The organism is Pseudoalteromonas galatheae (assembly GCF_005886105.2).
GTDB classification, from domain to species: Bacteria; Pseudomonadota; Gammaproteobacteria; order Enterobacterales; family Alteromonadaceae; genus Pseudoalteromonas; species Pseudoalteromonas galatheae.
In genome coordinates this window covers 735,051-746,895 of record NZ_PNCO02000001.1, presented here as the reverse complement: position 1 = coordinate 746,895, position 11,845 = coordinate 735,051, and the positions used below count along the sequence as shown (strand labels likewise).

The 11,845-nt window shown below is 44.3% G+C and carries 13 protein-coding genes; 10 read left to right on the top strand and 3 right to left on the bottom strand.

Features of this window, described 5'->3' with window-relative positions; all coding sequences use genetic code 11:
- The first annotated feature begins 49 nt into the window (after positions 1-49).
- The 10 genes from rsfS to CWC29_RS03195 all read left to right on the top strand — a co-directional run bounded on the left by rsfS (position 50) and on the right by CWC29_RS03195 (position 9,230).
- Positions 50-367: a ribosome silencing factor gene (gene rsfS / locus CWC29_RS03240; RefSeq protein WP_128728904.1), complete on the top strand. Its 318-nt coding sequence runs from the start codon at positions 50-52 to the stop codon at positions 365-367.
- A gap of 1 nt (position 368) precedes the next feature.
- Positions 369-839: a 23S rRNA (pseudouridine(1915)-N(3))-methyltransferase RlmH gene (gene rlmH / locus CWC29_RS03235; protein ID WP_010372039.1), complete on the top strand. Its 471-nt coding sequence runs from the start codon at positions 369-371 to the stop codon at positions 837-839.
- A 2-nt stretch (positions 840-841) separates the two neighbouring features.
- Entirely contained in the window at positions 842-2,710 is a 1,869-nt protein-coding gene (gene mrdA, locus CWC29_RS03230) for a penicillin-binding protein 2 (protein ID WP_128728435.1), read from the top strand.
- Positions 2,707-3,813 carry a rod shape-determining protein RodA gene (rodA, locus tag CWC29_RS03225; protein ID WP_128728436.1) on the top strand — a complete coding sequence of 369 codons (1,107 nt, stop codon included), beginning with the start codon at positions 2,707-2,709 and terminating at the stop codon, positions 3,811-3,813. The genes mrdA and rodA overlap by 4 nt, the downstream gene beginning before the upstream one ends.
- Positions 3,813-4,586, top strand: coding sequence for a septal ring lytic transglycosylase RlpA family protein (locus CWC29_RS03220; protein WP_128728437.1), 774 nt, complete (start codon positions 3,813-3,815; stop codon positions 4,584-4,586). Before rodA ends, CWC29_RS03220 begins: the two co-directional genes overlap by 1 nt.
- Before the next feature lie 41 nt (positions 4,587-4,627).
- Complete coding sequence (locus CWC29_RS03215; RefSeq protein WP_010372052.1) at positions 4,628-5,791, top strand: serine hydrolase; 1,164 nt, start codon at positions 4,628-4,630, stop codon at positions 5,789-5,791.
- A gap of 164 nt (positions 5,792-5,955) precedes the next feature.
- A complete protein-coding gene (gene ybeD, locus CWC29_RS03210; protein WP_095728297.1) occupies positions 5,956-6,234 on the top strand; it encodes a DUF493 family protein YbeD in 279 nt (92 codons plus the stop codon).
- Positions 6,235-6,253: 19 nt separating this feature from the next.
- Entirely contained in the window at positions 6,254-6,907 is a 654-nt protein-coding gene (gene lipB / locus CWC29_RS03205; RefSeq protein ID WP_010372061.1) for a lipoyl(octanoyl) transferase LipB, read from the top strand.
- Positions 6,904-7,869, top strand: coding sequence for a lipoyl synthase (gene lipA, locus CWC29_RS03200; RefSeq protein WP_010372064.1), 966 nt, complete (start codon positions 6,904-6,906; stop codon positions 7,867-7,869). Before lipB ends, lipA begins: the two co-directional genes overlap by 4 nt.
- A gap of 158 nt (positions 7,870-8,027) precedes the next feature.
- On the top strand, positions 8,028-9,230 hold the full coding sequence (locus CWC29_RS03195) for an aromatic amino acid transport family protein (RefSeq protein WP_167815409.1): 1,203 nt from the start codon (positions 8,028-8,030) through the stop codon (positions 9,228-9,230).
- A gap of 59 nt (positions 9,231-9,289) precedes the next feature.
- Here CWC29_RS03195 and CWC29_RS03190 read toward each other — a convergent pair whose 3' ends face one another.
- The 3 genes from CWC29_RS03190 to pomA all read right to left on the bottom strand — a co-directional run bounded on the left by CWC29_RS03190 (position 9,290) and on the right by pomA (position 11,680).
- Positions 9,290-9,811: a hypothetical protein gene (locus tag CWC29_RS03190; RefSeq protein ID WP_138521580.1), complete on the bottom strand. Its 522-nt coding sequence runs from the start codon at positions 9,809-9,811 to the stop codon at positions 9,290-9,292.
- Between the two features lie 169 nt (positions 9,812-9,980).
- Positions 9,981-10,910 (bottom strand): flagellar motor protein MotB, encoded by a 930-nt coding sequence (locus CWC29_RS03185; protein ID WP_138521582.1) that lies wholly within the window; start codon positions 10,908-10,910, stop codon positions 9,981-9,983.
- Positions 10,911-10,912: 2 nt separating this feature from the next.
- Positions 10,913-11,680: a flagellar motor protein PomA gene (gene pomA / locus CWC29_RS03180; RefSeq protein WP_010606140.1), complete on the bottom strand. Its 768-nt coding sequence runs from the start codon at positions 11,678-11,680 to the stop codon at positions 10,913-10,915.
- Positions 11,681-11,845: the final 165 nt, after the last annotated feature.

The following is an 11,845-nucleotide window of genomic DNA, read 5'->3' as shown; positions in this document are numbered from 1 at the left end:
CATAAAGCGTGCTAAAATCGCCGATTATTTGAAATACAGAGACAAAAACTTGGATTCACAACAGTTATTAGATTTCGCGCTAGACAAAGTAGATGATATGAAAGCGCGTGATATTGTTAAGCTCGACGTTCGCGAAACTTCTTCAATCACCGACTACTTAGTGATCTGTACAGGCACCTCAAAACGCCATGTACAATCGATTGCCGATCATGTTGCAAAAGAAGCACGTCATGCTGGAGAAACACCAATTGGCCAAGAAGGTCAAGACATTGGAGAGTGGGTATTGGTTGATTTGGGCGACGTTGTTATACACGTGATGCAAGATCAAACCCGCGACTTTTATGACCTAGAAAAGCTGTGGGGTTAATGTGAAGATCCAACTCATTGCAGTAGGTACCAAAATGCCGAAGTGGGTTGAAACTGGCTTCACCGAATATCAAAGACGCTTTCCCAAAGATATGCCACTGGAGTTAATTGAAATTAGCGCGGGTAAACGGGGGAAAAACGCAGATATTAAACGCATTTTGCAACAGGAAGGTGAAAAAACCTTAGCCGCTATCCCAAAAGGCAATCGGATCGTAACCTTAGAAGTGACTGGCAAGCCATGGGATACACACCAACTTGCGAGCAATATGGAAAAGTGGCAGCTGGACGGTCGCGATGTCAGCTTACTGATTGGCGGCCCTGAAGGGCTTGCGCCAGAATGTATTGCTGCGGCCGAACAAAAGTGGTCATTATCAAACTTAACCCTACCCCACCCTTTGGTGCGTATAGTGGTTGCCGAGAGCTTGTATCGCGGCTGGAGTTTAAATAACAATCATCCTTACCACAGAGAATAATAATGATAAAAAAGCGGCCGACGATTAGGGATCATTCTGCCGAGGCGAACCTCTTTGCGAGACGGGCCTTTGTCGGCTTTGTTTTTGTCGTTATTATTGTTGGGATCTTGTTTCACAATGTTTACACGCTTCAGGTGACTGAACACGAAACCTATCGCACCCGCTCTAACGATAACCGTATAAAAGTCATTCCTGTCGCCCCTAATCGTGGTCTAATTTATGACCGCAATGGTGTGTTGCTCGCCGAAAACCGCCCCGTTTACAATCTTGAAGTGATCCCAGAAGACGTTGAAGACCTCGAAGCATCATTAGCTTCTGTACGCCAACTTATTGAGATTTCTGAGCAAGAAATAGAAGATTTTAAAAAAGAAATCAAGCATAACCGTCGCTTCAAAAGCCAAGTACTAAAGGGCCGCTTGAATGAGGAAGAAGTTGCGATCCTCTCGGTTAACCAACACCGCTTGCCCGGCTTTAGCGTTGAAGCCCGCTTATCTCGCTACTATCCATATGGCGATACCCTCACTCATGCCCTTGGCTATGTAGCAAAACTCAATAAAGAGGAGCTCTATGATTTAGAGCTTGAGGGCAAAGACACGAACTATCGTGCCACCCATGATATCGGTAAACTCGGTGTCGAAAAGTTTTATGAAGAACAGCTACATGGCATTGTTGGCTCTCGTCGCGTCGAGGTGAATAACCGTGGTCGCATTATTCGCACGCTGAGCATGGAAACACCGCAACCAGGTAAAGACTTGGTGCTAACGCTTGATATCGGTTTACAACAAATCGTACAACATGTACTTAAAGACACCCGAGGCGCAATCATCGTTATGGATCCGCGCGACGGGGGTATTTTAGCGCTCTATTCTAATCCAAGTTACGACCCAAACCTTTTTGTCCATGGGATCAGTGGCAAAGATTACCGAGCCTTACTTAACCCAGACAGGCCACTGATAAACCGTGCAACTCAGGGCCGTTATGCGCCTGCTTCCACAGTGAAGCCCCATCTCGCAGTGCTTGCACTGGAAGAAGGTGTTGTCACCGAAACAACCAAAATTTGGGATCCCGGCTTTTTTCAAATTCCAAATGTAAAACATAAATGGCGTGACTGGCGTCCTTGGGGCCATGAGCATGTTGATGTGTATAAAGCTATTGAGCAGTCTTGTGATACCTACTTTTACGAAACCGCATATAAACTCGGCATAACCAAAATTAGCGACTTTATGAACCAGTTTGGCTTTGGTGAGCTTTCGGGTATCGATATTCACGAAGAAACCTCTGCTATTTTACCATCCGTTGAGTGGAAAAGAGCTCGTTTTAAAGAGGCTTGGTATCCTGGGGATACTATTTCCGTAGGGATAGGCCAAGGTTACTGGACTGCCACTCCAATGCAAATAGCAAACTCGCTGAGCATTTTGGTCAATAAAGGCATACATAGGCAGCCACACTTAGTACAAATCTCTAAGCAAGATACTGAAGTGGAGCAGTTATTTACGGAAGAAAAGCCACCTGTCGTGCTGAAAAACCCTTATCACTGGGATATTGCATTAAAAGCCATGCACAACACGGTAAAAATAGGTACCGCAAAAAATGCGTTTAAGGGCGTAACTTATGATCACGCTGGTAAAACGGGAACCGCGCAAGTTATTAGCATTGCTCAAGGCGAAAAGTATGATGCCAAGAAGCTAAAAGAAAAACACAGAGACAATGGTATTTACGTGGGTTTTGCGCCTTTTGATGATCCGCAAATTGTTATTACTGTAGTCGTGGAAAACCAAGGTGGCGGTAGTGCAATCGCAGCGCCAATGGCAAGACAAGTGATGGATTATTACTTTTCAGCCTACCCGCTTGAGAAGGAGCAACAGCAATGAGTCCGCTGAATAAGCCACGTTCACTCTTTGAAAAGGTTCATATCGACCTACCATTATTTGCAGCCTTGATTACGATGATGGTTGGCAGCCTAGCGATTGTTTATAGCGCTAGTGGGCAAGACATGGGCATGATGATGCGTCATGGTACACGCATGTTTGGTGCATTAGTTGCCATGTTATTTATGGCACAATTCTCTCCAAATACGCTTAAGCGTGTGGCTATTCCCGTTTATCTCGTGGGCCTTGGCATGCTCGTTGCGGTGCTGTTTTTTGGTGTCAGCAGTAAAGGGGCTCAGCGCTGGTTAGACTTAGGCGTTACCCGTTTTCAACCCTCTGAAATAATGAAGCTAGCAGTGCCCATGACGGTCGCTTGGTTTATAGGCCGCTCTCACTTACCTCCAAGTATTTTAAATTTAACAATCGGCTTTGTGATTGTGCTAGTGCCAACTATTCTGATCAAAGAGCAGCCTGACCTCGGTACTTCTATCTTAATTGCCAGTTCTGGTATTTTTGCGCTCTTTTTAGCTGGATTAAGTTGGCGTTTAATCGGTTCAGGTATATTACTTGCGGTCCCCGGTGGCTATGCGTTTTGGCATTACGGAATGCATGCCTATCAAAAACAACGTGTACTGACTTTTTTAGATCCGGAAAGCGACCCGCTGGGCTCTGGTTACCATATCATCCAATCAAAAATTGCAATAGGCTCTGGTGGTGTTGAGGGCAAAGGCTGGCTACACGGAACCCAATCTCAATTAGAATTTTTGCCAGAGCGCCATACCGACTTTATCTTCTCGGTGTTGAGCGAAGAGTTTGGCTTGTTAGGTGTCACCATATTACTCAGCTTGTATCTTTTTATAATTGGTCGCGGATTATATATCGCAGTACAGGCACAAGACGCTTTCAGTAAGCTGCTTGCAGGAGCACTGACGTTGACCTTCTTCGTCTATGTCTTTGTAAATATCGGAATGGTTTCTGGTCTCTTGCCAGTAGTCGGTGTACCTCTGCCCCTAATTAGCTATGGTGGCACATCGATGGTGACCTTAATGGCCGGTTTTGGCATTATTATGGCAATCGCAACAGATAAGAGGATGTTGTTAAAATAATGACTGTTCGTATTACTCTGATTTCAAAATTGATTTTAGTATTTGCCCTGTTAAGCATGCTAAGCGCTTGCGGTAGTCGTTATCATATTCGTCATGACAAAGCGCCACTGCGCGAGCCTACCGAACTGGAAATGCAGGATGCCATTGTCACCAACGAGAAAAAGAGCGTCAGTGCCAATCGCCCCTACACTGTTCTTGGAAAACGTTACACGCCAATTTCGGACGAACATGGGTATCAACAACAAGGCATTGCCTCGTGGTATGGCCGAAAATTCCATGGCTACCACACCTCCAATGGTGAAATTTTTAATATGTTCGATATGACAGCAGCACATAAAACGCTGCCACTCCCTAGCTTTGCTAAAGTAACAAACTTAGACAACGGACGCTCTGCCATCGTTAGAATTAACGACCGAGGTCCGTTCCATGACGATAGACTAATCGACCTCTCTTATGCGGCTGCCTACAAGCTAGGCTATCACCTTCAGGGTACAGCGCGCGTTAAGGTCGAAGCCATTACTCTATCGCGCGAGTCTCCAAGGCTAACTTATGTACAAGTTGCTGCTGGCAGTAAACTTGAGAATATACAGTTATTAGCAGGTCAGTTAAAACAAGAGCTGGGGTTAGGTACACCCATCACGTTTGAAAACAACCTGTACAAGCTTAGAGTCGGCCCTATTACCGACGACAATCAAGCACAATCTTTACTAAAAACCTTACAACAAGGTCAATTTAGTCGTGCTTTCTTGCTTTACAGTGAGCAGGAACTTTAGAATAACCGCAATGAATGCCGATAAACAAAAAAGCGAGCATAATGACTTCTATCAAACCAAAAATCGTTAAAAAAGTCCTTGGACTGGTGTGCACTTTCTCTATTATGAGTGCCAGCGCACAAATTATTCCTTCGCCGCCGCAAATCAATGCGAAAGGCTATTTCCTTGTGGACTTCACAACTGGAAAAGTGATTGCTGAGGGCGAAGCGGATACTAAGCTAGCGCCAGCAAGTTTAACCAAAATGATGACCAGCTATGTTATTGGTACCGAAATCGCTGCAGGTAACATTAGCCCATCAGATCAAGTCACTATTAGTGAAAAAGCGTGGGCTAAGAATTTTCCTGGTTCGTCGGTGATGTTTATCGAAGTAGGTAAGCAGGTCAGTGTTGATGACTTAAACCATGGGATCATTATTCAATCAGGCAACGATGCTTGTGTTGCAATGGCCGAGCACATTGCTGGCAGCGAAAGTGCGTTTGCCGATCTGATGAATGCACATGCTGAAAAACTGGGGATGACTAATACCCACTTTATTAACAGTCATGGTTTAGATACTGATGAGCATTACACCACCCCAAGAGACATGGCAACACTCGGGGCGGCACTTATTCGTGATGTACCTGATGAATACGCTTTGTACAAGAAAAAGTCTTTTTCATACAACGGTATAAAGCAATATAACCGTAACTCACTACTTTGGGATGCAAGCCTCGAAGTGGATGGCATTAAAACAGGCCACACCTCGGATGCAGGCTACAGCCTAGTTACTTCAGCGGTTAAAGACGATATGCGTCTTGTTGCGGTAGTCATGGGCACAGAAAGTGAGCGTGCACGTAAAGTTGAGAGCAAAAAGCTACTTAACTACGGCTTCCGTTTCTTTGAAACCATTACTCCATACCAAGCTGGTGACGCTTTTGCCGATCAGCGTGTGTGGATGGGTAACAAAGAAACCGTATCGCTGGGCATTATGGAAGACACTCCTATTACTATTCCACGCGGTCAAAGTAAGAATTTAAAGGCTAACTTTGAGTTAGATAAAACACTCGAAGCACCTCTGGCGAAAGGCACTAAAGTTGGTACTTTGTTCTTACAGCTTGAAGGTGAAGACGTAGCACAATACCCGCTAGTTACACTTGAAGAGATCCAAGAAGGTGGATTCTTCAGCAAGATCTACGACTATCTACGTTTACAGATCTCGCAATAACCCTATTTTATGTAAGTGAACGCCTCATCATGAGGCGTTTTTTTTTGCGCCAAAAATGATAGAATGCGGCCAATAAATGACGACCTTGGCAGCTCCTGGCTTGAAAGAGCATCTTAGTGGCCAAATAAAGGCGTCAGCAAGTAGTTCGTTGTGAGGATACCGTCGTGGTAAAACCAGTTAAAAATACTAAGTTTGATGAATACTTAGAATTTCCTTGCCCATTTACATTCAAGATTATGGGCCTTGCAAATGTCGATTTGACGGATCAGATCCTAACTAAACTGCAGGTTATTGCACCGGGTGATTATGCACCAAAGGTTAAACCAAGCAGCAAAGGCACCTATGAAGCCGTATCTCTTGTCGTTACCGTAACCAGCAAAGAGCATATCGAGCAGATTTATACCGAGATCGGTGGCATCGAAGACGTCCGTTACATCCTGTAGTTGGTAAGGACCCCTAATTATGGAATCTCGTAAGTTAATTGTGCGCCAACTCGGCCTTTGTAGTTACGAGCCAATTTGGCACAAAATGCAATCTTTTACCGATGAGCGTGATGACACCACAGCGGATGAAATCTGGCTGGTGGAACATGAGCCTGTTTTTACACAAGGTCAAGCTGGTAAAGAAGAGCATGTCTTGGCGCCCGGTGATATTCCTGTCGTAAAAGTGGACCGCGGTGGTCAAGTTACCTATCACGGTCCAGGGCAACAAATGCTTTATGTATTGCTCAACTTACGACGATTGAAAATAGGGGTACGTGAACTCGTCACTTGGCTAGAAGAAAGTATAATCGACTCCCTAAAAGAATATGGGATAGAAGCTTACGCTAAAGCCGATGCGCCGGGTGTATACGTCAACGATAGCAAGATAGCATCTCTTGGACTTAGAGTCCGCCGTGGCTGCTCGTTTCATGGTCTCGCACTCAACGTTAATATGGACCTTGGTCCATTTTTACGAATAAACCCGTGTGGTTATGCGGGCATGAATATGGTGCAAAGTAGCGAAATTAATGGACCTCAAACCGTCGCTGATGCGGGGGCTGGTCTGGTAAAACACATGCTAAAACGCATTAATGCTGAGCATGTCGAATACACTGAAGGGTTTGAAAACGTATGAGTAAACCAGTCAAAATGGAGCCAGGGGTAAAGCTCCGCGATGCAGAAAAAATGGCATTGATCCCAGTTAAAGTCATGCCAACAGAACGCGAAGAAATGCTGAGAAAGCCTGAGTGGTTAAAGATCCGTTTGCCAAAATCAAGTGAACGTATCGATGGCATTAAACAAGCAATGCGTAAGCACGGTTTACACTCTGTTTGTGAAGAAGCATCTTGCCCTAACCTGTCTGAGTGCTTTAATCACGGTACAGCAACCTTTATGATTTTAGGTGCAATTTGTACTCGCCGCTGTCCATTCTGTGATGTGGCCCATGGTCGTCCACTAAAACCTGATGCACAAGAGCCGGAAAAGCTTGCGCTTACGATTAAAGACATGAAGTTAAGCTACGTTGTTATTACCTCTGTTGACCGTGATGACTTGCGCGACGGTGGTGCACAACACTTTGCCGACTGTATTCGCGAGATCCGTAAGCACAATCCAGGTATTACAATCGAAATTCTCGTACCTGATTTCCGTGGTCGTATGGATAGAGCGCTTGAAATCTTAAGCGAAACCCCACCGGATGTATTCAACCATAACCTTGAAACAGCACCAAGACTTTACAAACTAGCGCGTCCGGGTGCCGATTATAAGTGGTCACTTGAATTGCTACGCCGCTTTAAAGAAATGCACCCAGAAGTGAGAACTAAATCTGGCTTGATGGTTGGACTAGGCGAGGAAATCTCTGAAATTGAAGAAGTATTAAGAGACTTGCGCGAGCATAACGTAGATATGCTTACCGTAGGCCAGTACCTACAACCTTCAAAGCACCACTTACCAGTCAAACGCTACGTGCCACCAGTTGAGTTTGATGGGCTAAAAGAATATGCCGACGAGATAGGCTTTAGCCACGCCGCTTGCGGACCATTTGTGCGCTCTAGCTACCATGCAGATCAGCAAGCCGCGGGTAAAGAAGTAAAATAAACAGTGCCATTATATTCACTGTTTTGAAAGCCGTATTCCTATACGGCTTTTTTGTATCCGTAATTCCCCGTCTAACAGCCATTAACAGCAAAACGGTTTCAATTCCGTGCTATTCGTTATATCTTGCCTCACCAGATAATAATAATCAGGGGCAAAACGTGCTTAAGAATAAAACTTTGGGCAGCATGCTGATTGTAGCAGGTACTACAATTGGCGCAGGTATGCTCGCCCTCCCTATTGCATCAGCAGGACTTGGCTTTTCTACCGCTATCGCATTATTAGCAATCACATGGTTATTAATGACCTATACTGCATTGCTTATGCTGGAAGTACATCAATACGCAGATCAAGACGCAACATTAAATACACTAGCAAAAAACTTACTTGGTAAAACGGGGCAGTATGTCGCTAACTTTTCAATGGTCTTTTTGTTCTATGCCTTATGTGCGGCTTATATCGCAGGTGGCGGCGCACAGCTTCAAACCAAACTTGTCGGCATGTTAGGTGATGGCATAACCCCTCAACTGGGCTCTGTACTGCTTGCTGTTATCATAGCGACCATAGTGACATTAGGCACAAGTACAGTTGATAAGCTCAATCAGTTATTATTTACTATTAAAGTTATTGTGCTCGCGAGTTTGTTCTTTATTTTAACACCTTATGTTCACGGCCAACACCTCATCGATATGCCGGTAGAACAAGGGCTGGTAATTGCAGCAATTCCGGTCATTTTTACTTCCTTTGGTTTTCATGGCTCAATCCCATCAATCGTTAAGTATGTGGGTGTAGATATCCGCCAACTACGTAAAGTAATGATGTTTGGTGCTGCCCTCCCGCTTATCATCTATGTGTTCTGGCAGTTGCTCAGCCAAGGTGTTATGGGTCAAGAGAGCCTAATGGCAAGTGAGGGACTGCCGGGTTTTGTCACTAGTATTTCGTCTATCGCACACAACGACAACGTACAGTTATTTGTGACTATATTTGCAGATCTTGCTCTCGCGACTTCGTTCTTGGGTGTAAGCCTTGGTTTATTCGACTTTTTTGCTGATACCTTTAAAAAGCAAGACACCAAGAAAGACCGTATAAAAACGGCGTTCATTACCTTTTTACCACCGCTAGGGTTTGCCCTTTTTTATCCCAAAGGTTTTATCATGGCACTGGGATACGCAGCGATTGCATTGGTGGTATTGGCGGTGTTTCTGCCAGTTGCTATGGTTTGGAAACAGAGAAAAGCTAGAGGCAATGATGGATATCAGGTTAAAGGTGGTACGCTTGGGCTAGGGCTTGCAGCCGCTTTCGGTGTAATGATCATTGCTTCCCAGCTGATGCAAATGGCTGGCCTTATTCCTAGTTTAGGGTAAACAAAACAACAGCAAATTAATCTGAACCTTGGAAAAGCATTAATTATCCAAGGTTCAGATTAACTAGTAGTTTCTGTTAGACTGTGTTCCCTAGCCAGTCTCGCTTCTTTTCTATCTTGCATTAACTTCCAAAAAGTAAACACTGGCACAAATGCTAAGCACAGAGTAGCCACATTAACCATAGGGATAACTGTGGGGTACAGGTAAGTTGAATAGGAAAGATCCATAAAATGTCTGTCGACAAGTCTAAAAAACTGTAATAGCGGAGCCGGAATAATGATTATTTGGGCAAGAATACTTTGCCAAAGATACATCTTATCTTTAACAGCCCAATAAGCAATAATTGCCATAAAGACAATGTCTGAAAAAGCCCAATAGATATACCGATAAATTTTATCGGGATCAGCCGCCCTAATAAAGTCAGAATTCAGAACTCCCAAGACATAAAACAGCGCAATTAAAGTTGCATACCTTAACGCTTTTATATCACGAACTGCGAGGCACAGAACAACCGCGATGAAAGACACCCAAACGCTATGCTCAACAAAGAAGAGCCTAACAGGCTCCCACGCGGACCACATAATTAATTATTTTGTCAAACTTGGCTTTTTTTCAGCTTCATCATCACCGCCGGAGCCGTTATCACCAGGTAATCTATAATTTTTAATGTTCATCATTTTATCCTTATCGAGAGTATGTAGAGCAGCTAGAACTTTAGCGAATTCCCGGTAATTTGGCAACAAACTGTAATTAATTTTGCCTCACTTCAATAGGGTCTGACTCTTTCGCTTTACCCTGTAAGATAGAGATTTCAACGCGCCTATTACGCCGTCTATCAGCGTTGCTCTCATTGGGAACAAGCGGTCTGGTATCTGCGTGTCCAACCACGACCATTCTGTTCTTATCAAAACCACGAACTCGCTCCATCACAGTTGCGACGGCCACAGCTCGAGTTGCCGATAAGTCCCAGTTATTCGAATAAAGCTCGTTCGTCACTCTAAAATCGTCGGTGTGACCCGACACAGTGATTTCACCAGGAACATCTTTTAGTAACTCTGCAATTTCTTCAACCACAGGCTCAAATTTAGGCTGCAAAAATGCACTACCTGCTGGGAAAGAGCCATTCTCCTGAATGCGTATAATGATTTGTTGCCCTAGCGATTCAAGCTCAATTGCACCATCCATAATTTGCTTTTCTAGCTGCTGCGCAATCTTTTTCACAAGTTCATTAACTTGTTCTTGATCCGCTGATGCAATTGCTTGCGTTGACGCCATTTCCTGCGCAGTACTGGCTGATTCACCACCACGCTTGTTGCCACGCTGTTCTTGCCGACCACCCGCAGAAGATTCATCACCAGCCTGAAACTCGAGCATCTGCTGCGTCATCTCTACCGTTTGCTGTTGAATAGTTTCAATCGGTGTCGGCTCTGGCTTTCCTGGAGTAAACTCCATCGCGATAACGCTGGTACCTTTTGGGATATCCTTTACTTCAATTTTATTTTGTACGCCAAAAGCAAACTTCATCGAACCGGCGATTTGCTTAAACTTCAGCACATCCATTTCAGAAAAAGCCAACAGTAGTACGAAGAAGCACATTAACAATGACATCAGATCGGCAAAGGTTCCCATCCAAGCCGGAAGACCTGGAGGGGGACATTTACATTCGTTCTCATCTGACATGATTATTCCTCAGCCTCAGCACCACGTTTAGACTCAGGCAAATAGTTCTTCAAGATACCTTCAATGACCTTCGGGTTTTGGCCATCTTGTATACCTAATATAGCATCCAAGATAAGTCGCTGATTTCGTTCTTCTTCATCTTTACGGAGTTCAAGTTTTACCTGAATAGGGATCGCAACCACGTTAGCTAAAAACGCACCATACAAAGTTGTTAAAAGCGCAACGGCCATAGCAGGTCCAATTGCTTTTGGATCATCCATGTTAGACAACATCGCCACTAGGCCGATAAGTGTCCCAATCATCCCCATCGCAGGCGCAATATCCGCTAGGGACTTGAATAAACCTGCGCCTAATTCATGCCTTGAAGACGTCAAGGCAATATCTTTTTGCAATGTAGCACGCACAACATCAGCATCATGACCATCGACTAGCATATCGACGCCTTTACGCATAAATTGGTTGGGGATTTCAGCTTCTTCTAACGCTAAAAAACCACCTTTACGCGCAGAATCTGCTAGCTCAACTGCTTTTTCAATCAGCTCTTCAGGGGTTTCAATCTTAAACATGAAGGCCTTCCCGGCCACCTTACCAATACCGAAAAACTGCCCAAGCGTAAAATTGGACAACACGATAAAAATTGAACCACCAAATACGATAACGACGGAAGGCGTGTTATAGAACATAGCGATCTGGCCATCACTACTCAATACCATTGACATTACAATCAAACCTATGGCACCCAGGATCCCTATTACCGTTGCTAAATCCACATGTCCTCCGGGGGAAGTTATTTGTGATAAATCACGCAGTTATTGTTGTTTGAGTTATCGGCAAGTTTTTCTACAACTTAACACTATTATATTAAAAAGAGTTTAAAATGCGAGTTTATAGCAGATCTTGTAATGCCGATACTCGGACAGATCAAAAAGTCACTG

Bases quoted from the DNA above. Each gene is read 5' to 3' on its own strand.
- mrdA (WP_128728435.1), top strand. From the start codon at position 842: ATGATAAAAAAGCGGCCGACGATTAGGGATCATTCTGCCGAGGCGAAC.
- rodA (WP_128728436.1), top strand. From the start codon at position 2,707: ATGAGTCCGCTGAATAAGCCACGTTCACTCTTTGAAAAGGTTCATATC.
- CWC29_RS03220 (WP_128728437.1), top strand. From the start codon at position 3,813: ATGACTGTTCGTATTACTCTGATTTCAAAATTGATTTTAGTATTTGCC.
- CWC29_RS03215 (WP_010372052.1), top strand. From the start codon at position 4,628: ATGACTTCTATCAAACCAAAAATCGTTAAAAAAGTCCTTGGACTGGTG.
- lipB (WP_010372061.1), top strand. From the start codon at position 6,254: ATGGAATCTCGTAAGTTAATTGTGCGCCAACTCGGCCTTTGTAGTTAC.
- lipA (WP_010372064.1), top strand. From the start codon at position 6,904: ATGAGTAAACCAGTCAAAATGGAGCCAGGGGTAAAGCTCCGCGATGCA.
- CWC29_RS03190 (WP_138521580.1), bottom strand. From the start codon at position 9,811: ATGTGGTCCGCGTGGGAGCCTGTTAGGCTCTTCTTTGTTGAGCATAGC.
- CWC29_RS03185 (WP_138521582.1), bottom strand. From the start codon at position 10,910: ATGTCAGATGAGAACGAATGTAAATGTCCCCCTCCAGGTCTTCCGGCT.